The 23,541-nt window shown below is 60.8% G+C and carries 19 protein-coding genes and 1 tRNA gene; 4 read left to right on the forward strand and 16 right to left on the reverse strand.

From position 1 onward, the window contains the following. The first annotated feature begins 128 nt into the window (after window positions 1–128). Window positions 129–857 (forward strand): class I SAM-dependent methyltransferase, encoded by a 729-nt coding sequence (locus ACE4RL_RS17970; protein ID WP_375598464.1) that lies wholly within the window; start codon window positions 129–131, stop codon window positions 855–857. Here ACE4RL_RS17970 and ACE4RL_RS17975 read toward each other — a convergent pair whose 3' ends face one another. The 11 genes from ACE4RL_RS17975 to ACE4RL_RS18025 all read right to left on the reverse strand — a co-directional run bounded on the left by ACE4RL_RS17975 (window position 858) and on the right by ACE4RL_RS18025 (window position 15,394). Further along, window positions 858–1,502 carry a ThuA domain-containing protein gene (locus tag ACE4RL_RS17975; RefSeq protein WP_375598465.1) on the reverse strand — a complete coding sequence of 215 codons (645 nt, stop codon included), beginning with the start codon at window positions 1,500–1,502 and terminating at the stop codon, window positions 858–860. It lies immediately after the preceding gene. Beyond that, the gene (locus ACE4RL_RS17980) at window positions 1,499–3,181 is read right to left on the reverse strand and encodes an acyltransferase (RefSeq protein ID WP_375600313.1); all 1,683 of its coding nucleotides are present in this window, start codon (window positions 3,179–3,181) and stop codon (window positions 1,499–1,501) included. Before ACE4RL_RS17980 ends, ACE4RL_RS17975 begins: the two co-directional genes overlap by 4 nt. Then, window positions 3,181–4,191: a hydroxyacid dehydrogenase gene (locus ACE4RL_RS17985; protein ID WP_375600314.1), complete on the reverse strand. Its 1,011-nt coding sequence runs from the start codon at window positions 4,189–4,191 to the stop codon at window positions 3,181–3,183. Before ACE4RL_RS17985 ends, ACE4RL_RS17980 begins: the two co-directional genes overlap by 1 nt. Then, window positions 4,188–6,041 (reverse strand): DUF2264 domain-containing protein, encoded by a 1,854-nt coding sequence (locus ACE4RL_RS17990; protein ID WP_375600315.1) that lies wholly within the window; start codon window positions 6,039–6,041, stop codon window positions 4,188–4,190. The genes ACE4RL_RS17985 and ACE4RL_RS17990 overlap by 4 nt, the downstream gene beginning before the upstream one ends. A 1-nt stretch (window position 6,042) precedes the next feature. Further along, window positions 6,043–7,074, reverse strand: coding sequence for an ABC transporter ATP-binding protein (locus ACE4RL_RS17995; protein WP_375598466.1), 1,032 nt, complete (start codon window positions 7,072–7,074; stop codon window positions 6,043–6,045). After that, entirely contained in the window at window positions 7,071–8,093 is a 1,023-nt protein-coding gene (locus ACE4RL_RS18000; protein WP_375600316.1) for an ABC transporter ATP-binding protein, read from the reverse strand. Before ACE4RL_RS18000 ends, ACE4RL_RS17995 begins: the two co-directional genes overlap by 4 nt. After that, a complete protein-coding gene (locus ACE4RL_RS18005; protein WP_375598467.1) occupies window positions 8,083–9,225 on the reverse strand; it encodes an ABC transporter permease in 1,143 nt (380 codons plus the stop codon). Before ACE4RL_RS18005 ends, ACE4RL_RS18000 begins: the two co-directional genes overlap by 11 nt. Continuing rightward, window positions 9,225–10,214, reverse strand: coding sequence for an ABC transporter permease (locus ACE4RL_RS18010; RefSeq protein ID WP_375598468.1), 990 nt, complete (start codon window positions 10,212–10,214; stop codon window positions 9,225–9,227). The genes ACE4RL_RS18005 and ACE4RL_RS18010 overlap by 1 nt, the downstream gene beginning before the upstream one ends. Before the next feature lie 81 nt (window positions 10,215–10,295). Further along, window positions 10,296–12,203, reverse strand: a complete 1,908-nt coding sequence (locus tag ACE4RL_RS18015) for an ABC transporter substrate-binding protein (RefSeq protein ID WP_375598469.1) — start codon at window positions 12,201–12,203, stop codon at window positions 10,296–10,298. Between the two features lie 113 nt (window positions 12,204–12,316). After that, window positions 12,317–14,143: a heparinase II/III family protein gene (locus tag ACE4RL_RS18020; protein WP_375598470.1), complete on the reverse strand. Its 1,827-nt coding sequence runs from the start codon at window positions 14,141–14,143 to the stop codon at window positions 12,317–12,319. Window positions 14,144–14,386: 243 nt separating this feature from the next. Then, a complete protein-coding gene (locus ACE4RL_RS18025) occupies window positions 14,387–15,394 on the reverse strand; it encodes a LacI family DNA-binding transcriptional regulator (protein WP_375598471.1) in 1,008 nt (335 codons plus the stop codon). A 201-nt stretch (window positions 15,395–15,595) separates the two neighbouring features. Here ACE4RL_RS18025 and ACE4RL_RS18030 point away from each other — a divergent pair. From ACE4RL_RS18030 to ACE4RL_RS18040, 3 genes are all read left to right on the forward strand, one after another. Next, window positions 15,596–15,669 (forward strand) — tRNA-Gly (locus ACE4RL_RS18030). 94 nt (window positions 15,670–15,763) lie between these two features. After that, window positions 15,764–17,029: a tyrosine-type recombinase/integrase gene (locus ACE4RL_RS18035; protein ID WP_375598472.1), complete on the forward strand. Its 1,266-nt coding sequence runs from the start codon at window positions 15,764–15,766 to the stop codon at window positions 17,027–17,029. A gap of 200 nt (window positions 17,030–17,229) precedes the next feature. Beyond that, window positions 17,230–18,174: a type I restriction endonuclease gene (locus ACE4RL_RS18040; protein ID WP_375598473.1), complete on the forward strand. Its 945-nt coding sequence runs from the start codon at window positions 17,230–17,232 to the stop codon at window positions 18,172–18,174. Window positions 18,175–18,329: 155 nt separating this feature from the next. Here ACE4RL_RS18040 and ACE4RL_RS18045 read toward each other — a convergent pair. The 5 genes from ACE4RL_RS18045 to ACE4RL_RS18065 all read right to left on the reverse strand — a co-directional run bounded on the left by ACE4RL_RS18045 (window position 18,330) and on the right by ACE4RL_RS18065 (window position 23,460). Further along, a protein-coding gene (locus ACE4RL_RS18045) for an IS3 family transposase (RefSeq protein WP_375598474.1) occupies window positions 18,330–19,429 on the reverse strand; the annotation gives its coding sequence in 2 pieces (ribosomal slippage) (window positions 18,330–19,177 and window positions 19,177–19,429; 1,101 coding nt in all). A gap of 176 nt (window positions 19,430–19,605) precedes the next feature. Further along, window positions 19,606–19,866 (reverse strand): hypothetical protein, encoded by a 261-nt coding sequence (locus ACE4RL_RS18050; protein WP_375598475.1) that lies wholly within the window; start codon window positions 19,864–19,866, stop codon window positions 19,606–19,608. Window positions 19,867–20,126: 260 nt separating this feature from the next. After that, entirely contained in the window at window positions 20,127–21,776 is a 1,650-nt protein-coding gene (locus ACE4RL_RS18055) for an alpha-amylase family protein (RefSeq protein WP_375598476.1), read from the reverse strand. 2 nt (window positions 21,777–21,778) lie between these two features. Then, window positions 21,779–22,744, reverse strand: coding sequence for a TIGR03885 family FMN-dependent LLM class oxidoreductase (locus ACE4RL_RS18060; RefSeq protein WP_375598477.1), 966 nt, complete (start codon window positions 22,742–22,744; stop codon window positions 21,779–21,781). Window positions 22,745–23,193: 449 nt separating this feature from the next. Next, window positions 23,194–23,460 (reverse strand): hypothetical protein, encoded by a 267-nt coding sequence (locus ACE4RL_RS18065; RefSeq protein WP_375598478.1) that lies wholly within the window; start codon window positions 23,458–23,460, stop codon window positions 23,194–23,196. Window positions 23,461–23,541 lie beyond the last annotated feature (81 nt).

Raw genomic sequence — 23,541 nt, forward strand, 5'->3', positions numbered from 1 at the left:
ATCTAGGTGCCAGATCAGACCTTACCGAAGCGTCACCTTGGGGCACAAAACTATCAACTTGACGCGATCGAACCTCTTTCCCGGGTTTCGCCCTCGCACAAGGGGCAAAAAAAGCAGACGGTTTCACCATGACCAACCTCCTCTATCCAACAGATTTTTATGGCGAAAGGCGGCGGCATACCTTGCACGCAGCGCGGCGCCTGCTGGGCGCCCTGCCGCTCGATCTCCGTGGCAGACGTGTGGCCGATATCGGCTGCGGCACGGGCACGTTTCTGGCTGCGGCGCTAGAGACGGGCGCGGAAGCCGTGTTCGGGTTCGAGGGGGATTGGGTCAGCCAGGACATGCTGGATGAACAGAAAATTGTCTTCCAGACGCATGATCTTGAACAAAAGCTCTCCGGCCCGGAAGTCGACCTGGTGCTGTCGCTGGAAGTCGCCGAGCATCTGTCGCCAGGCCGGGCCCAGAGTTTTGTTGCAGACCTCTGTACGATGGCGCCAGCCGTGCTCTTCAGTGCCGCCATTCCGGGTCAGGGCGGGGTCGGGCATGTCAACGAACAATGGCCGAGCCATTGGGCAGGGCTCTTTGCCGGACAAGGTCTTGGCGCCTATGATGTCGTGCGGCCCGCGATCTGGGCCGACGAGGCCATTCCGGCATGGTACCGGCAGAATGCGATCCTGTTTCTGCGCCCCGATCTGGGGACCGTTCTGGGACTGCAGCCAACCGAACCAGCATTGCTTGACCGAGTGCATCCCGCGTTCTGGGACAGGGCCAATCGCGAACTGAAATACGCCAACGCCCTGCCCGAATCCGAGGTGCTGCGCCGGCAGGCCGAGCAGCAACAGCAGCAGCAGCAGTGATCAGCGCGAAGCCCAGAGCAGGCCGCGCTTGAGAATGGTGCGGATCTGCGGGATTTCCAATTCGTCTGCGGTATGCCCGAGGGAGGAATAGAACACCCGCCCCTTGTCATGGGTGGTGGTAAAGACCACCGGCATGACCACGTCCTTGCGCCATGGATGGTGTTCACCGGAAAAGGTCGTGGTGGCGAGCACCTCAACGGCAGGATCGTAGTTGAGGTAATACTGCTCGGAGGTGTGCTCGAAGCTTTCGATACCAGCCATGATGGGATGGTCGGGGCGGCTGACATCGACCTTGTAGGTCATGATATTGCCCGGGTGCTGCACCCAGTAGACGCTGGCCGCGTAGCGGAAGGGCACGCTGGCACGGAAGGTGGTGGCCAGCCCCATGTGATAGCCCGCAAGACCTGTGCCGGCGCGGATGGCGGCAATCAGATTGTTCATCTTTTCCGGGGCCAGGGTGCCATCGGTAATGACCGGGACAACAAGGTCATTGTTGCTGACATCATCGGCGCCCAGAGCGTCATAGTTGGACGTTACGGTGACGGCAAAACCGTCTTCCTCGAGAAGGTCGCGCACGACATGGGCGCCGCGCTCGGGGGTATGCAGTTCCATGCCACCCCAGACAACAAGGGCTCTTTTGGTCATAGGCCCATCCCCACCGCCAGGGTGCGATGCACGCCTTTGGGGACGAAGGGGAAGGCATCCTCTTCACCCAATAACTTGGCCGCCAGATGAATGACCGAAAGCCACATTTCGGTCCCTTGCAGACCCGGCACCTGGCCATCGGCAAAGGCGAAACCTTGGCCATCGACCCAGCGCTCGCCGGCCCGGGCAATGAGCGCGCGGGCGATCTGCTCTGCCTCGGCCCGCCGGTGGTCGGTCTGACCGAGGCAGAGCAGTAGCGGATGGATGGTGTCGAGCAGGTTGCAGGCGGTATAGGTGGCCCCGGAAAATCCACCATAATTGCGGTGGTTGAGCAGCACGCTGTCTATCGCCCGGTCTGGATTCGGCACGGCAATGCCGAACTGGGCATAGGTGCCGCGCGTCAGCCGGTAGAAACCATTGACCGGCTGCAACAGCCCCTGGTCCGGGGTCGGCGATCCCCACAGGCCCGACCCCCGGTCCTGCTTGAGCGCGAGCCAGCCAAACAGCGTTTCCCGTGATGTGCCAGAGGAAAAGTAACGGGCATTGAAATAGAGCGCCGTGCCAATGGTATCGACATCGGCGCCAGCCGCCCAGGCCCGCTCACGCCAGGTCAGGCTTTCCAGCCATTGACAAAAATCGGGGGCCGGGAGTTCGACCGCGCTTATGGGGTGCAGCGGCTTGCTGCCCAGCACTTCGAGCGCATAGCCCACGGCCAGCACATTGTAGAGCGCCAATCCGTCCTGCCGCAGCGGCACGCCGGGCTTTGGCTGTTGGTAGGGATCGGGAAAGAGCCCGGTCTGAGGGTCCTGCACGGCCTGCAACCGGGCAATTGTCGCGGCCACATCGAGGCCATCGGGCCATTGGTCAAAGCTGGCAGCGATCTCGACGGCGTCGCAGAGGTGGCGGATGCTCATGCGATTTTCGCCATGGTTTTCGCGCGAAAGATAGTCGCCGTCCTGCATATTGCGCTTGAGAATGGCCTGGAACTGATCCCGCGCCCGCTCGCCCAACGCTGCCAGTTGTGACCGCGGCTCGTCGCGGCGCGACTGGCCGCGATAGCGCAGCACCTTTGCCGGCACGCCGCCGACAACGGCCATGGGCGGCACGTCCTTGCTGACCACGGCGCCGGCCGCAATCACCGCGCCGCGCCCAATGGTTACGCCGTCGACCACTACCGCATTGGCGCCGATCCAAACGTCGTCCTCGATGATGATGCCGCGGCTTTCGTGCTTTTGCCGATAGATTGGCAGGTCGGGGTCATCAAACCCATGGTTGAAGCCCACCAGCGAGGCGTGACTTGCGATGCGGACACCATCGCCGCAGCTGACCTTGCCCGATATCGTCGCATAGGGGTTGACCGTGCAATGAGCGCCCAAAACCACCTCGCCGCGCACCAGGGCATAGCCGGCAATCCAGCTCTCGGCGCCCAGAACAAGCCTGGTCGTGAAGATGGACGCATCTGCCGCCACATAGGCGGTGGGATGAAAGCGCGCTCCGGCGCGCTCAGCCAGCTCAGCCTGGCGGGCGCGATGTTCGGGGCCGTCGATGTCATCGGGGGTGCGATCCCAGGTTAGAAATTGCAGGCGAGACCGGCGCCAAGCCGCCTCTGTCGTCTCGCCGGCTGCGGCGGCAACAGTATCTGCAGACGCCGCGCCGGCAGAGGGCTGGATGTGTTGCATCACGCCAGCCTTTCCAACAATTCAGGCTCGATCTCGTAGAGCATAGGCTCGCCACGTGCAAAGCGCTCAACTTCTTCGATGGCCATCAGGCCCAACCGGGCCCGCTCAGTGCCGATGGCGCCGGCCACATGGGGCGTCAGAAAGACATTGGGCAGGCTGAAGAAAGGCGAATTGGCGGGCGGCACTTCGGGGTCGGTGACATCAATGACGGCATGAATACGGCCGGTTTGCAATTCTGTCAGCAAGGCCGCTTCATCGACCAGGGCGCCGCGCGCCGTGTTGATGAAGGCAGCGCCGTCCTGCATGAGCTTTAGTTGGCGCGACCCGATCATGCCTCTTGTGGAAGGCAGCGAGGGGGCATGGACCGAAACGACATCGGAGCGGGCCATGAGCGCGTCGAGATCAACCAGCTCCGCCTGTTGTGAAACAGGGTCATCGGGCTGCACGAAGGGATCGTAAAGCAGCACGTTGAGGTCAAAGCCCGCCAGCAAGGCAGCAACGCGGCGGCCGATACGCGAGGCACCGACCAGACCGACGGTGCGACGGAAATTGCCAATCGGCTCATCCATCAACTGGTAGGCCCTGCGCCGTGTGGGATCGTCGCGATAAACGTCGCGCAGTTCAAAGACGCGCTTATTGGCAAACAGGATCGCTGCCAGCGTGAACTCTGCAACCGGCACAGCGTTGGCTTCGGCCGCATGCGTCACGCGGATGCCCATGGCATAGGCGGTGGGATCCACGGTGTATTTGACCGTGCCGGCAGCGTGGGCGATCAGCTTGAGATGGGGTGCACTGCGCAGCACGTCGGGGGTGAGCATGGGGCACCCCCAGCCGGTGACCAGGACCTGAGCCTGAGCAAGCAAGGCACGGTCGTCCGGCGCCGAAAAGCTGGCAAGCGGCGCGCGGGAGAGAATTTCGCAACTGCGCCCCAAACGCTCCAGGGCGTCGTCCTCGAACACATGGTTGGTCTTGCGCGGGTCGTAGGCGAAGATGAGTTTTGGCCGCATCAGAAGCGCTCCGGAACCAGTATGGCGCTGACATCAATGCCTTCGCGCGCGAACAGGGCTTCCAGGGCCTGAAGGTCAGGCGCATGCGGCGGATGCGCCGACGCCTTGTCGGCCTCCGCCCCGGCCGGTATCGCCATGGCGGCGGTGAGCAGGACCGTGGTTCCTGCTGGGATATCGCCGCGCAATTGCGGCACGATGATCTTTGATGCGATCAGATTGGTGTTGGGCAGGGCGCGGAAGGCCCGGCCCTCGCGCTTCCCATTGAGATCCAGAATGACGGAGACATCGGTTGCAGAGCGCGCTTCGCCCCGGCTCGGCCGGTCGATATAGGTGTCGGCATTGAGATCGGCACGGGCAATGGCAAAGCCGCCTTCGGTGCCGTGCAGGGCGCGCGGCGTGGTGATGCGGTGGACGCGGATATGCCAGTGATGGGCGGGCACGAGCCAGGTCTCGACCGTCACATCGGCCCAGGGTTTCCAACGCGCGAAGAGACAGTTTTCGGCGATCTGTGCGGTCTCGTTGGTCTCGCGCACCCGGTAGTGACGGCCATCGTCGCTCAATGCCAGCGCGCCGTCGAAGACGCCCTGGTGATAGGCGCGCTCGTCCACTTCCACCGAAAAACCATAGCGGCTCGAATAGACGAATTTAGCGTATTTCTCGGTGCCCGCCCGCATCTGCCAGTTCTGCTGGCCGCTCGAAAGCGCCACGACATTGCCGGGCGTATGCTGCATGACCATGCCGGGATGCTTGAGCGGCACCGGTTTTTCGTCGAAACCGGCCGCTTCCTCCTCAGCGGTCCAGAACGGATGGTCAGCCGGCAGGGCCAGGGGCAGGAAGGCCTTGAGCGCCCAATAGGGCGAACCGGCAGAATTATAGCTCTCGGACATGAAGAGGTTGGGGTAGCCATAGCCGATGGAGAGCACGCCATTGCCGTGGGCGATGGGCTTGTCGGCCCACCAGCGCAGGTGCCGCATGAAGTGGCCCTTGATCTTGCCCCAGGGCAAAGCTTCGAGATCGGCAAAGGCAAGCGCACCCCAGATGCCGGCACAGGCAAAGCGATAGGTGAGCGAGCGCCCGAAGGCGAGCGTGCCACCGTCTTCGTCGAACCAATGCTGGATGTCCTTGGCGAAGAGTGCCGCGCGCTCCTTGTAGGCGGCCACGCGCTTTTCATCGCCACGGGCGAGCTTGGCGTAGATCAGGCCATAAAAATGCATGGCGAAGGGAATGTAGTGATCGATGCGGCGCACATTGCCGTCGCGATACCAGCCATCGCCCAGATAGAAGCCGTCGAGCTCCTCGAGATATTTCTCGGTCAGGGACCGGTCGAAATCGACGCCGCATTCTTCAAGACCGAGATCGACCAGGATGCGGAAGAACTTCCAGTTATTGTCGGCATAGTCGAACTGGCGGGCATGCTTGAGATAGGCCGCCAGGTTGTCCTTGGCCTTTTGCGGCAAAGGCTCCCAGACAAGGTGGGGCACCATGCGCATGGTGAACCCGATGGCCGCCAGCTCGACCATGCGCTGGTCGGTTGAATTGACCTGGCCCCAATATTCGGGATGGTCCGGATCGGTGCCATTGGCGAGGCCCTGGCGGTACAGCTCCCAATGCGCGAAGTCCGCCCCGCCAGCAGCCAGGGGCGTCAGGCCCCAGAGCGGACGGGCAAATCCTTCAAGATCAGCCGCAGCGCGATCGAAATGGGCCCCTGCCCCATCAAGCCGCACGCGCGCGCCGCCTTCAGAGAAATAGGGCAGCAGCGGATCGAAAAGGTCGCGCAGCCCCTTTTCGACATCGGCGCGGGTCTGCAGCGGATTGCCAAACAGCGGATTGGCGGTGGCCGGATCATAAGTCATTTCAAGCAATTGCCTTTTGCGGCGCGTCATAGGCACCGGTCAGTTCGAGAGTTTCGGCAAAGTGGCAGGCCGCAAGCTGAGCCGTGCCATTGATGGGACGAAGCGCGGGCTTTTCGCTGCGGCAGCGGTCGGCGGCATATTTGCAGCGGGTATGGAATGGACAGCCCTGTGGGCGATTGCCGAGATAGGGGATTTCGCCCTTGAGTTCGGCCCGCCGGCCCTTGCGCCGTGTCGGATCGGCAATGGGCAGGGCCTCGAGCAACATTTCGGTATAGGGATGGCGCGGCCGCTCGAAGAGCATTTCGGTGGGCGAATTTTCCACAACATGGCCCAGATACATCACGACCACCCGGTCGGCGATGTAGTTCACCACGCCAAGATCGTGGCTGATGAATATATAAGTGAGCCCGAAATCCGCTTTCAGGTCATCAAGAAGATTGAGGACCTGCGCCTGGATGGAGACGTCGAGCGCCGAGACGGCCTCATCGGCAATCACCAGCTTGGGGTCGAGCACCAAGGCTCTTGCGATACCAATGCGCTGGCGCTGGCCGCCGGAAAAGGCGTGGGGGTAGCGCCCGGCGGCGTCGGGAGAAATGCCCACTTTGGCGAGGGTATCGTAGACTCGCGCCTCGAGCGCCTTACCGCGCATCAGCTTGTGCACTCGCAGCGGTTCGGCGACGATGTCAAAGACCCGCATATTGGGGTTGAGCGAACTCATCGGGTCCTGGAAGATCATGCGGATGTCGCGGCGATAGGGCTTGATGTCCCGCTTGTTGAGCGTGGTGAGGTCGACATGACCCTGCCCCTCTGGATGATAGAAGACATGACCCGAGGTCACCGGTTGTGCCTTGATGATGCAGCGCCCCAGCGTTGTCTTGCCGCAGCCGCTCTCACCCACGATGGCGAGGGTCTCGCCGGCCTCGACGGTCAGGTTGATGTCGTTGAGCGCGACCAGTTCGCGGCCTTGCCGGAACGGGCCGCCGCCGAGATGGAAGACTTTCGAGAGGTTTTCGACGGTGAGCAGCGTTGTCATGCGAGAACCTCTGCCTGTTTGTGAGTGAGGAGATGGCAGCGCGCCACATGACCCGCGCCGCTGACCTTGGTGCGTTCAGGACGGGTGCCGGCGCAGGGACCAAAGGCGTGTGGACAGCGGCTGGTAAAGGCGCAACCAGCGGGGCGATCCTTGGGCGAGGGCACCGTGCCCTTGATGGGCGAGAGGCGCTGGCGATCGGCCTTGCGCTGCAGGCGCGGCACCGAGTTCATGAGGGCCTGGGTATAGGGATGTTTGGGGGCGCGGAAGACCTCATAGACGTCCCCTTGCTCGACAACGTCCCCAAGATACATCACGGCGATCTCATCGGCGATCTCGGCGACCACGCCAAGATCATGGGTGATGAACAGCATGGCCATGCCGAAATCATCCTGCAGCTGGCGCAGGAGATCGAGAATCTGGGCCTGGGTGGTGACGTCCAGCGCGGTGGTCGGCTCGTCGGCGATCAGCAGCTTGGGCGTGCAGGCCAGGGCCATGGCGATCATGGCGCGCTGGCGCAGCCCGCCGCTGAGTTCGAACGGGTAAGCGTTGGCGCGATCGCGGGCGCCGGGCACGCCAACCTGATCGAGCAGGGAGACCGTGCGTTCGCGTGCCTGTTTGGGCGAGAGACCGTCATGCAGGATGATGATCTCGTCGATCTGATCACCGATGGTATGCACCGGCGAGAGAGAGGTCATGGGCTCCTGGAAGATCATGGAGATCTCGGCGCCCCGAATGGCGCGCATGGCCGTGCTGTCGGAATGCAGCCGGGCGATATCCACCGCGCCTTGGCCGGTGTCGAAGAGGATTTCGCCACGCGGAATCTTCGCATTCCTGTCGAGCAGGCGCAGCACGGCCCGGGCGGTGACGGACTTGCCGCAGCCGCTTTCCCCGACCAAAGCCAGGGTCTTGCCCGGCGTCAGGGTCAGGTCGACCTGGCGCACGGCCTCGATATCGGCTTCATCGGGCGAGGAGAAGCTGATGGACATGTCCTTGATGGTGAGAAGCGGTTCAGCGGCCATGGGGGTCTGCGGCATCACGAAGGCCGTCTCCGAAGAAGTTGAGGGCAAGAATGACCACCACGACGCAGACGCCGGGGGCGAGCAGCCAGGGGGCCGTGGCAAGGGTGCGGATATTCTGGGCGTCCTGCAGCAGGGTTCCCCAGCTGACGATTGGCGCCTGGAGGCCCAGGCCAAGAAAGCTCAGGGCGGTTTCTGCCAGGATCATGCCGGGAATGGCCAGCGTCGCGGCCGCTATGATGTGGCTGGTGAAACTGGGCACCATGTGGCGGGTGACAATGCGCCAGTCGCTGGCCCCATCGAGCTGGGCTGCGGTGACAAAGTCCTCGGTGCGCAGGGACAAGAAGCGTCCGCGCACCACGCGGGCCAGTTCGGTCCAGCCGATCAGGGAGAGAATAATGGTGATGGCAAAATAGGTCTGGAGCGCCGACCAGTCCTTGGGCATGGCCGCCGCCAACCCAAGCCAGAGCGGAATGGTGGGCATGGAGCGGATGAATTCGACAGTGCGCATGACCGCGCTGTCGAACCAGCCGCCATAAAACCCGGCAAAGCCCCCGATGACGATGCCAAAGAACAGGCTCAGGGTGACACCGGCGAGGCCGATGGACAGGGAGATGCGGGTGCCATGGATAAGGCGGCTCAGCAGGTCACGTCCCAGCCGGTCGGCCCCCAGGATGTAGAAGGGGTCGCGCGGGTTTTCGACGTCGATCAGTTTGATGGACATGGGAATGACACCGGCCAGCAGATAGGGCTCGCTTTGGGCGAAGAAGCGCACGGGCAGCTTGACAGTTTCGTCGATGACGAAGGTCCGGCGCAGGGCAACCGGGTCGATCTCGGTCTTGTAGCCATAGACGTAGGGACCGAACTGCCAGCCGCCATCCTCACTCTGAGAGACGAAATGCAGGCCCTGGGGCGGCGCATAGGTGTAACGGGCGCTGTAATCGGACGGGTCCATGGGGGCGAGGAATTCCGCCAGCAGAGCGACGAGGTAAAAGAAGCCAACCACCCAGAGGCTGACCACAGCCAGCTTATGCTGCCGGAAGCGGCGCCACATCAGGCCGAACTGACTTTCGCGGGCGGGGCGGACCGGGGTTGCGGCGGCGGGCGCGAGGTTTTCCATGCTGTCGACAGCCATTATTTGGCCCCATAGCGGATGCGGGGGTCGATGAGGGCGAGAAGAATGTCCGAGATCAGCGTGCCGATAACGGTGAGGACGCTGAGCAGAAGGATGATGGCGCCGGCCAGATACATGTCCTGGGTGGTCAGCGAGCGCAGCAGCATCGGGCCGGCCGTGGGCAGGTTCAGAACCACCGAGACGATGACCGAACCGGAAACCAGCGCCGGCAGCAGCCAGCCAATGGTCGAGACGAGCGGGTTGAGCGCCAGCCGCACGGGATACTTAAGGATCACCTTCCATTCAGGCAGGCCCTTGGCGCGCGCGGTGACCACATAGGGCTTTTTCAGCTCGTCGAGCAGGTTGGCGCGCAGAATGCGGATGAGTTCGGCGGTGCCGCTGGTGGCGAGCACCAGGACGGGCGCCCAGGCGTGGGTCAGGAAGTCCCAGATGCGCGGCAGGCTCCAGCGCGCATTTTCGAATTCGGGCGAGAACAGCCCGCCCAGCGTGGTGCCGAACCAGATATAGGCCAGGTACATCAGGATCAGCGCGAAGAAAAAATTGGGCACGGCCAGGCCAATGAAGCCGGCAATGGTGGCCAGATAGTCGCCCAGGGAATATTTGCGCACTGCCGCATAGATGCCGATGGGCAGGGCCACCAGCCACATGACGATGACGGCCAGGCCTTCGACCAGCAGCGAATTGCCCAGGCGTCCCCAGATCAGTTCCCAGACGGGTCGTTTCCACTCGAAGCTGTGGCCGAAATTGCCTTGGACAACGCCGGATATCCACTTGGCGTACTGGATATAGAAGGGCTCGCCCAATCCATATTGATTGCGCAAATTTTCGATGACGCGCGGATCGACCTGGTCGCCCGTTGCCGAAAGATTGGCGATATAGCTGGTGAGGAAATCACCCGGCGGCAGCTGGATAATGGCAAAGGCCACGATGGATACGGCGAACAGGGTCAGCACCATGGCGATGGTGCGCCGGATGATGAAGGCAAGCATGGCGGGGGCCCTTGCTGGTTGTTGGAGGTTCCCCCCGCGGCCCGGGAGCGCCGCGAGGGGACGGTGCGGGGGAGGACCCGCTTACTCGAAGTACCAGGTCACCGGATCCATGGGCGCTGGGGTCGGGAAGAGCCAAGCGTTGAACATGGATTCAGGCGCGTTCTTGAGGTTGTTCCGGATGATCGAATAGGAGTTCGGCATCAGGTTCACACCAATGACCGGGAACTGCTCCTTGGTGATCGCCAGGACCTGGCGGAACAGTTCGGCACGTTCATCCGGATCGCCCGAAGCGCGGACCTGGTTATAGAGCTCCATCTGCTCCTTGGCCCAATCCACCGGTTCCTCGGCGATTTCCGAGCGGGTGCCGTTGAACCACTGCGCCCAGCGATAGGCCCAGACCGATTCATCGGAGAAGGGGAAGTAGTAGCGCGGCTCCTGCAGGGCCTCGATACCACCGTCGCCAGCCCAGACCTGGGCGTCGAACTCGCCGGCCGGACGCTTTTCGTAGAACAGAGTACGATCGATATTGTTGAGCTCAATCTCGATACCGGCAGCGCCAAGCTGAAGCTGCATGATTTCCAGCATGTCGATCCATTCGGGGCGCAGCGCCGAAATCACGTCTATCGTGATCTTTGCCGGATTGCCGTCACTCATCAGATAGATGCCATCGCCGTTCTTTTCGGTCAGGCCGGCGGCTTCGAAATGCTGGGCGGCCAGGTCAGGATCGAACTCGGTATATTGCTTGGCCAGCTCTTCGTCATAGAAGGCGGATTCAGGGCGCGGCGCGACCTGGAAGGGTTCGCCCTGGCCAGTGAAGACCACGTCGATGATTTCCTGACGGTCGATGGCGTGGGAAATGCCGATGCGGAAGTCCTTGTTCTGGTAGAGCTCGCGCTTGACCGGATCGAGGTGATTGAGATTGAGCTGCAGGACCAGCGAATTGGAGGCCGAGGGGATCACCTCGCCGAGGTGATAACCGCCCGCTTCCTGACCATCGAAGAACAGGGGCTTGTTGGTGGTGGTGGCGATGTGGCGTTCCTGGAAATCGATCTCGCCATTGAGCGCGGCCAGCGTCAGCTCTTCGACACCACCCTGGCTGACGCGCATGTCCAGATTGTCGATATAGGGAAGCTGGTTCCCCTCCGCATCGACCTTCCAATAATAAGGATTGCGCTTCCAAGTAACGCGGGAGGTATTGGCCGTCAGCGGGGTTTCGATCACCCAGCCATAGATGGTGGGAAGGTCGGGATTGGCGTAGCGAATGGTTTCCCAGCCCCAGGCGCAGCGATCCTGCAGGTAGAGCGCCCAGCTCGAAAAGCCTGCCGCTTCCGCGTCGGCGGCGGCGTTCTCGTTATAGGTGGGGTGGAACTGGCTGCAATATTTCTTCTGCAGCGAGGTAATATGAATGCCATCTACCCCGGCAATGGTGCCCATGAACATGCCATTGGGCTTTTCGAAAATGATCTTGAAATTGTGGTCGTCGATTACTTCCAGGCTCGGCAGATTGTTCTTGTTGTCGATCCAGCTGCCCGCCGCGTAATCGGGGTCCTGGTACATCTCGAAGGTGAAAGCGATATCTTCGCTGGTGAAAGGCGTTCCATCGGACCATTTCACGCCTTCACGCAGCTTGAAGGTGTATTCGGTCGCGTCGTCATTGACCTCCCAGCTTTCGGCCAGGTTGGGAATAACCTTGTCCCACTGGTGGTCGTAGCGAACCAGGCCTTCATAGGCGACAGTCTTGACGATCAGGCCATTGTCGCCGCCGCCATTCATGCCCATGCGCCAGGTGCCGCCATATTGACCCACGCTTTCGCCCTCGACTACCAGCGGGTTGGCCGGCAGACGGTCTTCGAGCGGCGGCAGGTCGCCGCTTGCAACGAGCGCCTCGAGTTCAGGCGCTTGGCCTGCCGCGAGCGCCGGTCCGGCCGCCGCCAGAATGGCCGCCATGGCCACCGCGCCGGTCAAGCCGAGAAAATCATGCTTTCTCATCCTAATCCTCCCTTTCCGGGGCTGTCCCGCCACCGGATTTCAGTTCTGGCCCCGGCACTCCTCTGAACCGGCGACCGCGATAAACCCGCCCACAACCGGGCGGCACCCTCCGCTCAGTCGAGCGGTGAGATTTCGAGCGCCAGACGTCCGCTCCGGCTTTGTCGGCGGGGCGTAAACACCACGCGCGTGAGATCGACTGCAGGCTGGTATTGCTTTTCAGCCCCCTCATGACGTTCCAGGGCGACGTCGAGGGCCGCGGCGTCGTAGTGCACCTTCACGCCTGCCCCCGTGTCGCCGATACGAACCATGCCGTTCCCGGCCTCCGCGGCCATGGGCGTCACCAGAACCGACTGGAACAGCCCCTCATCGCCCGCGAAGGCGAAGTCATCTTCGAGCAGCACGCGGCCGCCCGGCGTCTTCCGGTCCAGCATCAGGCTGCGCCTGAGCGACGAGAGCCCGGCCTCGGCCGGATAGGCGGCGGCCATGTCGAGTTCGAGCCGGTCCGCATCCGCGCCATGCTCATGCACCATCACTTTGCCGGCGTGGTCGCGCCCGGCGGCCTGCTCAAGACCGTTGATCATGGGCACCGAATGGCCACGCGACGAAGCAAAGAGGTTCTGGTAGCGCTCGGGCCCGAAATAGCTCTTGGAATAGCGGCCCCGGCCGGGATCGGTCAGCACAACCTTGCCGCCGGCCACGACCATGAAGGAGCCGACATCGTTCTGGTTGTGCATCTCGTCATTGTGCCCGCCCTTGGCCGCCAGGCGCAGAGATGCTGGATCATCTGGATCGAGCCGGCCGATCATCCAGCCCATGTCGGCATACCAGTCGTGCGGGCCCGGCTGGGCCGCCGCCGTATGTTCAGGCAGGGGCCAGGCATATTGGCGCAGGGGCCAGCAGAACTGGTTGAAGCCCTCGACGGCGAAGTCATTGGCCATCCCCAGACCGAGCAGTCCGGGCAGGTTCATATGGCCGGCCAGGTGCGAGAGCAGTCCGGGATGAAAGACCGGATTGCTGTCGCTGTCGGAGAAGCTGACCCAGACCCCGGGCGCCATCTGGGTGCGGAGCGGGAACTGGGCAATGTCGCGCACAAGATCTCCGGCCAGCAGGTCTATGGCGCCATTGGTGCGGGCATGCAGCAAATGCGCCAGAACGGCATAATTGCCAAAGCCATAGGTCCAGTAGTCCGGACCTTCCGACGAGCCGCCCTGACGGTCGAAAGTCTCGAGATAGTCGGCAAGGCTATGAAGGCCGCGCGTGACGATGCGGGCGAGACGATCTGTGTCTGGTTCGAGATAGAGCGCGGCGCCCACGGCGCCGGCGACGCAGACGGCGGTCCAGTTGTTGACCTGCTTTTGCGGCGTGGTGCGCAGCCACCAATGGTCGTCCCGGTCGAGAAACGGACTGATCGCGCGGCGTTCGACCTCGGCCCGAATGCGACGCCGCAAATTGGGTGCCAACCGATCCCCGATAAGGTGGTCGGTCTCCGCCAGGTCAAGCGCGGTCATGGCAGCGGCCAGATCGAGCGTGGGATGGTCTGCACTATCCAGCGCGCGGGCGTGAGCGGGCCAGGCCCAATTGGTTTCCTCCAGGCGGGCCCAGGCGAGGTCTTCCAGCGATGTCAGAAATCGCCCCTGCCCTTCGAGCCATTCGGCCAGGGTCAGGCGGTAGAGCTTGTTGCGGCGATCGCGCTGGGCGTCTTCATATCCTTCACGCCGACCGGTTTGGGCAAACTCGGCGTAGAGCGAAGCTGGAAGGACAGGAATTGGCGCGCTGGCGTCAGTCTCAGCCCATAGCAGGAGTCCGGCAATTTCCTCCTGTCCCAGGGCAGCCTTGAGCCTCTCCATTTCAGGCCCGCCCGATCGTGGAAACGGCGTGAAATCGGCGGCGGCGCTCAGCACCTCCCGCACGTCTTTCACTGTCCAGCGCCGTAAAGTCACGCAATCCCTCCCTGGGTCGCGCCCGGCGCTAACAGTCTGTTAGCAATTTCCCTTGGCGGGTTAATCGGACGCTATGCAAGGCTATGCACCAATTTGCGCAAATTCAAGCTTTTTGCGCATTTCACGCAACTTACGCAATTTTGCGGAAATTGCATCGTCGGGACAGCCGGATAGAGCCCGCCAAGGGCACCGCTGAAGCCTGGTTTTCAACATGCCCAGGAAAAAAATTACGCAAGAATAGCGTTAGCCAAGGCTGTGGACGGTCTCGCCCTCAACCAGCGAGACGCCGATTTCGAGTTGCTGAATAGCCGCCTCGCAATCGAGCTGGTTGGTCAGCACACGAATGACGCCCCGGCCAAGCGCCTCGCGGTCCACCCGCACAGTGCTCAGGCGCGGATTGGCCATGCCGGCAATGGGCAAATCGTCAAAGCCAATAATTGAAAAGCCTGCCGGCATGGGGGAATCCTGGCCCAGCAGCGCTTCCACCATGCCTACCGCCACCCCGTCATTCCAGCAGAAGACCGCGGTCACGTCATGATCGCCGGCGAGGAGGGACGCGAGCAGATCGCTGGAGGAATGCTCATTGGAAATGACGACTTTCCCCGTGACGCCGGGATTGGCGGCAATGGCTGCCTCAAAACCCCGCCGCCGCTGCAGAATGGTAGGGCGATGGCGATAGGTGTAGTGCAGGATCTTGCGGTGACCGGCGTCGATCAGCCGCTGGGTGGCCTGGTAGGCGCCGAAGAAATTGGCCGGCGCCACAGAACTGAAGCGCATCAATGGGTCGGTGCCGTTGGCGAGGACCACGGCCGTGCCGCTTTCGTGCGCCCACTGGGCAATGTCGTCGTCCGGATCGATCCCGGCCAGGATCACCCCATTTGCACCGGTCTTGGCAATCTGGCGCCGGATGAATTCGAGCGAGACCATGTCTTCATTGACCAGCCGCACATCGAGGACCATGCCGGCCTCCTCGGCCTGGGCGCGCATGCCCGCAACGATGCCGTGGTAGAAGCTGGCAAGGCTTCCCATGGCGCTGTTGAGCGGCACCAGGGTCAGTGCGCGCTTGTCGAGCCGCCCCATGACAGGTGGATGCTTGCTCTTGTAGCCGAGTTGGCGTGCGACACGCTGGACCTCGGCCCGCACCGCATCACTGATGCCAATTTCGTTGGCCAGCGCCCGCGACACGGTGGACACCGACACCCCGAGCTTTTCTGCGATATCGGCCTGGCTGGCGCGCTTGCCCGGTACCATTGCGGTTCCTTTTCATTCAATTACGCAATATTTGCGTTTCTTGAGCAATGCAAGTGCAATGACGCCAGCAGCCGTGGAAAGCTGTCAAATCGCCCAATTCGTTGGCAAACTGCTAACGCTGGGCGTCTCAATTGCGGCCTGAACGAGAGCTTCGGGCGAATGCTTGACGCTGGCAACATTTTCCAGCATCTAGTGGCGCAGGCGGGTGTAGCTCAATGGTAGAGCAGAAGCTTCCCAAGCTTACGACGAGGGTTCGATTCCCTTCACCCGCTCCAGCGACCAGTCCAGCACCGTCCCGCAAAGTCTACTAGTTCAAGGTTTCAGCGGATCTCGGCCCCTCGCGCGCGCGAGGCGGTGCGGTAATGTCCAGTGACAGCCAACGATTTTGTCGGTATTTTTGACGGTATCAAACTTTTCATCAGTGGGACGATACCGTCATTGCCCCTAACCGACATTCAGATTCGAAACGCGAAGCCTGACAAGAAGGCGAAGAAGCTTCCGGATATGGAAGGGCTGTATCTTTTTGTCTCACCCGCTGGCGGCAAGTCATGGAGGATGGACTACCGATTTGCCGAGAAGCGCAAGACCCTTACGTTCGGCCCTTATCCGGCGCTCTCTCTTTCAGACGCAAGGTCAAAAAAGGATGACGCAAAACGGCTGCTGAGAGAGGGGACTGATCCATCTTTGGCAAAGAGGCGGGCGCGCCTTGATGCAATGGCCGCGGCAGGAAACACTTTTGGGGTGATTGCACAAGAGTTCATCGAAAAAATGCACCGTGACAGACGGGCAGAACCGACGATCAAGAAGAACAAGTGGATGCTCCAGACTCTCGCGTCCAAACTTGCGCCCCATCCCATCACCCAAATCACCGCCAAGGATGTCCTCGCCGTGCTGGCGGCCTTAGAGCGGAGTGGTCGCGTGGAAAGCGCTCTTGCCACACGCGCCGCGATCGGGAGAGTCTTCCGTTTCGCTATCGCGACGGCGCGCGCAGAGAGCGATCCGACTTCGGCACTACGCGGGGCGCTTCAAAGGCATGCTCCAGTGAGCCATCCAGCGCTTACCGATCCGAAGGAAATCGGCGGACTTCTAAGGGCAATTGATGGCTATCAGGGCTGGCCATCACTACGTGGCGCTCTCTCAATTCAAGCGCTGTGCTTCGCCCGTCCTGGTGAAACGCGGTCCATGGAATGGACCGAATTGAATCTCGCAAATGCGGTCTGGACCATCCCAGCAGCGAAGACAAAGATGCGCCGCGAGCATCAGGTACCTCTTTCCCGCCAAGCCCTGGAAGTGATTGAGGAGATGCGGAAAATGGCTAGTGACGGGATCTACGTCTTTCCGTCAATGATGTCAGGCAAGAAGCTGCTATCAGAGAATTCAATGAACTCGGCCATGCGCCGTATGGGGGTTCGCAGGTCGGAACACACAGCCCACGGCTTTCGATCCTCCGCCAGTACCATCCTCAACGAGAGTGGCAATTTTAGTGCGGACGCCATTGAAGCTCAACTCGCTCATCTCGATGCCCGCGAAGCCCGTCGAATATACAATCGCTCTACCTACTGGGACGAGCGCGTCCGCATGATGCAATGGTGGGCCGACCTGCTAGATGGGATGCGCGACGACGCAGAAAATTAGCTATGCCTAAATGCCCTTCAATTCGGGGCAGCGTCAGCTTGGTCCGGTGGCTAATTGGCGGCTTTTGAGGCGGGGAGGGTAGCCCCTTGATTAGTCGATACGCCGCCGTGGCCCTCCCCAACCCGCCAATTCACAGGTAAACATACCGAATCCCTGATGAGGGGCAGCACAAGTTTAGCCTGCGGAGTGACGTTCTCAATATGAATATACTAGAGCGCACCCTTGAGGACTCACTCGTTACAAAACTGCGGGACCTCAAGTACGAGTATCGTCCGGACATAAGAGATCGCACGACCCTAGAGCGAAACTTCCGGGAGAAGTTCGAGGCACTCAATCGTGTTCGCCTTACCGACTCTGAATTCATTCGCCTCTTGGACGAGATCATCACGTCGGATGTTTTCACGGCGGCTCGAACGCTGCGCGAGCGAAGCAGTTTCATCCGAGATGACGGAACGCCGCTCAACTACACGCTCGTCAACATCAAGGACTGGTGCAAGAATTCATTCGAGGTGGTCAACCAGCTCCGCATCAACACGGACAACAGCCACCATCGCTATGACGTCATTCTACTGATCAACGGCGTACCGGTCGTTCAGGCCGAGCTGAAGACCCTCGGCATAACCCCGCGTCGCGCCATGGAGCAGATAGTCGAGTACAAGAACGATCCTGGGAACGGCTACACCAAAACCCTGCTGTGTTTTATTCAGCTCTTTATTGTTAGCAACCGGGATCGAACATTCTATTTCGCCAACAACAATGCGCGCCACTTCGCTTTCAATGCCGAGGAGCGTTTCCTACCGGTCTACGAGTTTGCCGACGTAGACAACAAGAAGATTGTTCACCTCGACAGCTTCGCCGAGACCTTCCTCGTCAAGTGCACGCTCGGCCAGACAATCAGCCGCTATATGGTTCTGGTCGCAAGCGAGCAGAAGCTCCTGATGATGCGGCCCTATCAGGTCTACGCCGTGAAGGCGATTGTCGATTCCATTGCGCAAGACTGCGGCAATGGCTACGTCTGGCACACCACCGGCAGCGGCAAAACGCTCACCTCTTTCAAGGCTTCAACGCTCCTGAAGGACAATCCGGACATTGAGAAGTGCCTCTTCGTTGTGGACCGGAAGGATCTGGACCGACAGACGCGCTGACGTGGGACCCGATTTTGGACCACCCGGCTGGGGATTTCCCGGGGTAGCTGACGTGGGACCCGATTTTGGACCACCCGGCTGGGGATTTCCCGGGGTAGCGTGACGTGCTCCCCGATTTTGGGCCACCCGGCTGGGGGATTTCCCGGGGGTAGCACTCACGGCGGACCGGATGCGCCGTAGGCATTCATGAGCGATATCGGTGATTTGTTGCCGATGGCGCTGTGAGGTCGGACCTCGTTGTAGTCTCGACGCCATTCCTCCATTTTCTGGCGGGCGTCGTCAAGGCTAAGGAACCAGTGCTGGTTCAGGCATTCGGCCCGGAACTTACCGTTGAACGACTCGATGTACGCATTGTCGGTGGGTTTGCCGGGCCGGGAGAAGTCCAGGACCACATCCCTCTGATATGCCCACAGATCGAGGTCTCGGGAGATAAACTCGCTCCCATTGTCCACCCGGATCATCTTCGGATAACCCAGCTCCTGGCAGACCCGCTCAAGCGTTTGCACAACATCTTCACCACGGTAGCTGAACCGCGGATCGGTGGCCGGCGCGTAGCGGGAATGGGTATCGACGATGGTCAGGATGCGCAGCTTCCGGCCGGTGGCCAACTGGTCATGCACGAAGTCCATCGCCCAGATCTGGTTGGAATGGGTGGCATCCGTTCGGTCCTCCCTGAGCTTGGCCTTCACCCGTCGTTTTGGTGTTTTGTTGCGCAGCTGTAGCCCCAACTCGTTGTAAAGCCTACGAGTTCGCTTCATGTTGATTGGCCACCCTTCCCGCAGCAGGAGGACATGGACCCGCCGATACCCGTATCGGACCCGGGTCTCGCAGATCTCCTTGATCCTGAGCTTGAGGTCGGCCTGCTCGCCGCGCTTGGACTTGTAGGTGTAGAGGGAGCGATCAATCCGCAGGGCCTCGCAGGCCCGACGCACCGACACCTTCCAGGTCTCCCTCACCACATCGACAAGCTGGCGCCGGCGGGCAGGCTTTAGAGCTTTTTTGCCAAGACATCCTGCAGCATGGCTTTGTCCAGGCTGAGATCGGCGACCAGGCGCTTGAGCTTGCCATTCTCTTCCTCGAGCTGACGCAATCGCTTCACCTCCGACGGCATCAGCCCGGCATAACGCTTGCGCCAGTTGTAGAACGTGGCTTCGGAAATCCCAGCCTTGCGACAGACCTCGCCAACTGCCGTGCCGTCTTCAGCCTGCTTGAGAACAAAGGCGATCTGCGCCTCCGAAAACTTCGATGCCTTCATCGGGACTCTCCATCTCCCGGTCAGGGATCATAACTGGAAAACTCCAGCTCAGAATGGTCCGAAACGGCGGGGGCACGTCAGAATAAGGCCCCTCTCGATATGGCGGCACAAGGACGCACCGGCCAGCGCGTCCTTCGAACGGAAGTGTCGGCAAAGTCCATGAATTACTCAGTGAGCTAGACGCGTAACATGCCCCAAGTCTCGTCCCAAGCCGCTCCATCCATTTGAATGAGAAACTGAACGCCATTCTCCGAGGCAATCTCTTTGCCTCTTTCAAGAGCTTGAAGGACGCTCATGGGCCCAGAAATTGAATCAGCGCCTTCCGTGTCCGGCCCGCCCTTGTGCAGTTCTGCTTCAGGTTCTTGGGCGCCATTAAATATACGAGCCTTTATGTAGGCTTCAGTTTCGTTCCCTTGAACGCGATCATAGGTCTGCATGTTTCTCTCCACTGGGTTAGCACGCGCACGGCAACAACGCGCCGCTCGAAGATTAGTCGCCGATGGGACTTCAGTCGCTAGATCGCCACACCTGCTAATCGGGACCGATTAGGTGTCTCGGCCAGCAGCCAAAAACGCTCGAACCGGTGCGCGCTAGACAGCTTCCGTTGTTCTCAGACTAGATGAACGTCTACATACGCGTTGGACCAAGCCCAGTGGAGGGAGCTAAGCATGGGCTTCATTCGCAGAACTGCATTGTCTCACAATGGCTTGAGCCATCTGTATCCATAACCTGCAAGATGGAGCGATACGGTGCCATCTGTTGCAATGTCTATGTGACCGTCACCGAAACGATCGACAAATGAAGGCTTGTGGCGCGGGGAGCTCAACCGGAAGGTGACCTTCTTCTCTTCGGAGGCAAGGTTGTGAACAATAAGGGATTTGCGGTCACCCCACTCATAGCTCAGCGCCAATACCGCCGGGTCGGCGATAGGCAGAAAACTCCATTTACCGAAGGCGATCTCAGGCATTTCACGCCTGTGACGAATGAGTTGTTCCATCCAGATAAGCAGTGAATCTGCATCACGCTCTTGGTCCCTTACATTGATGGCGGAAGGACCCCACTTCTTGGACTTCATGAGTGGGCGACAGAGCATGTCCGAAGCCGCTTCAGAGAACCCGCCATTCTCCCGATCAGACCACTGCATGAGCGAGCGCACGCTCATGCGGCCTTCAATCTCTAAGTTTTCGGCCATGCCAATCTCTTCTCCATAGAAGAGGACCGGCGCCCCAGGCAGAGCGAACATCAAGCTATAGGCCATCCGCAATCGTGCATGGTCACCGTTCAACATGGTTGGCAGGCGCCGGCGGAGCCCCCGCCCGAAGAGCTGCATGTCAGGCTTGGGACCAAAGGCTTCGAAGACCTCCTGCCGTTCAGCCTCGGTGAGCTTGTCCAGCGACCATTCATCATGGTTGCGAACGAAGTTCGCCCAGGCTCCATCCTTGGGCAGTGTGGGCATCGCCCGAAGATTGTGGACCAACGAACCCGCGTCTTTCCGCACAAGCGCAAGGGCAAAAGCCTGATTGAGATTGAAGTTGAGGCACATGTGGAGTTCATCGCCTCCGCCATCGCCAAAGAACTGACGGACACCTTCATACTCAAGATTGACCTCACCCAAGAGCAGCGCATCACCGCGTCTGCGGCTCAGGAAGCCGCGCAGATTTCGCAACCAATCATGCGGATCAAGCTCCATCGCCTGGGCGATTCCCTCGGTCTCTAGTAGAAAGGGAACGGCATCCACGCGGAAGCCCGAGAGGCCGAGCTCAAGCCAGAAGCCGATGATTTTCTGGATTTCGTCCCGAACACGGGGGTTCGCCACATTGAGGTCAGGCTGGTGCTTGTAGAAGCGGTGCAGGAAATACTCCCCGGACTCCTGGTCCAACTCCCAATTGCTAGTTTCCTCGTCCGGGAAAACCAAACTTTGCGAGGCCCCTTCCGGTATCGCGTCACGCCAGACATACCAATCCCGGAACGGTGAGGATTTGTTGGAACGGGAAGCCTTGAACCACGGGTGCTCGGCGGACGTATGGTTCACCACAAGGTCGGCGATCACCCTTATGCCGCGATCACGTGCGGTTCTGATGAATTCGACGAAGTCCCCCAGAGAGCCGTAGCGCGGATCGACTGCATAATAGTCGATGATGTCATATCCATCGTCCCGGTTGGCGGTTGGATAGAATGGCATGAGCCAGATACAGGTAACACCAAGCCCAGCAAGATAATCGATGCGGTCGATCAGACCCTTGAAATCGCCGTTGCCGTCACCGTCGCCATCGCGGAACGTCTCTACATCGAGGCAATAGAACACGGCGTTCTTCCACCACAGATCGCTGGTCTGGGAGATGTCCATCGTCAGATCCCTTTGAGATGTGGCAGCACCTTCTCGCCGAATGTCTCAATGAAGGCCTGCTGCTCCTGGCCGACATGGTGCAGATAGAGGCCGTCAAAGCCCAAGGTCGCCAGCTCGCTTAGCAGGTCTACAAACCGAGACGGCTCGTGAGAGATCAGCACCGAAGCATGCATGTCCTCCTGGCGTACGAACCGGGAGGCCTCGTCGAAATGCTGGGGAAGCTCCAGGTCCCAGCACACTGGCGGAGAGAAGACGTTCGAGCGCCATTGCTCAAATGCGATTTCAAGCGCCCGATCGGCATCATTGGCATAGGAGAGGTGTATCTGAACATAGATCGGTTTTCCTTCGCCGCCCCCAGCGTGAAAAGCGTCAATCACCTGCCGCAGCTTGTCATGTGGCTGATTGATGGTGATCAGCCCGTCTGCCCAACCCCCGACCCAGCGGGCCGTCTCAGGGCTGACCGCCGCGCCGATCATGGGCGCTGGCGTGTCTGGTCGCGTCCACAGCTTGGCGCGATCAACGGTGACAAGACCTTGGTGGCTGACCGTTTCACCCGCAAAAAGCTGGCGCATGATCTCGACGCACTCGCCGAGGCGGGCATTCCGCACCGCCTTGTCCGGCCAGCGGTCACCGGTGATGTGCTCGTTGGCTGCCTCGCCCGAACCAAGGGCCAACCAGAACCGGTCTGGAAACATCTGCGATAAAGTCGCGGCGGCCTGGGCGATGATGGCGGGGTGATATCGCTGACCTGGGGCGTTCACCACACCAAAGGTAAGCGAGGTAGCCTGCAGCGCCGCCCCCAGCCACGACCACGCGAAGCCGGACTGGCCCTGGCGTTCACTCCATGGCGCAAAGTGATCGGAGCACATCGCGGCAGTAAAGCCGGCCTGTTCTGCGCTGACGACCGCCCTGAGCAAGGTTGCAGGGTCGATTTGCTCGTGCGAGGCGTGATATCCGATGTTCTCCATCGGAAGGAAACGACAACACTCGCCTTCTGTTCCGAACCGGCCAACCAAGTGCTCAGGAAGACCACTGCGGGCGGTGACAAAGGCCGACTATTTGATACCAAAGGAAGGCAGCCTCAGCACACCATTTCGCACAGGCACCAACGCGCCTAATTTCTGCGTTCGGGCGGTGTTTCAGTTACTATTAGCGGCCGTTCCTTGGGCTTCTCGCGAACAGAAGACGAACGATCTGGGTCAGGTTCAGGCACACGAAAAATACATTCCACGCCACGATGTTCATCCGCCAGCGCCAGGAGAGCGGTTGCGATCGGCCTGAATGGCCAAATCGCCCGCGGGAGATTGAGGGTCATAGAATTGGTCCGTGCATGTGAACGTGAGGGGCTTGCCCCTGGCGTGTCACAGCAAGGTTTTAGGTGGTCTTTCGGTGCCGAACCGGATCGAGCTCTTGATGCTCAAGACCACGCCGCCGGGCCAATCGGGCGAAAGATGGACCAAGGCGACTGGACACTTGGATGATGGGGCACGTCATGGGCATGATCGGTGGCGTCGTGGATATCCGCGCCGACATCACCATGGGCGTGGCCGTGCGATTCCACGGCTTCGACAACGGCGCCAATGACATGCGAATGTGCCGCCGCAGCCACGACAGGCGTGGCGAGCAGCAAAGTAAAGACCAGGGCGACCAGCGCCGTCAGCCATGTGATTGGCCACTTTCGCATGGTTCGAAGTTTGCCCCGGTCTGGTTAATGCGCGCTAAAGACGAGGTGCGGCACCTCGGCGCGGCTTCGTTCGCCCATGAG

Source organism: Devosia polycyclovorans, from assembly GCF_042181575.1.
GTDB lineage: Bacteria > Pseudomonadota > Alphaproteobacteria > Rhizobiales > Devosiaceae > Devosia > Devosia polycyclovorans.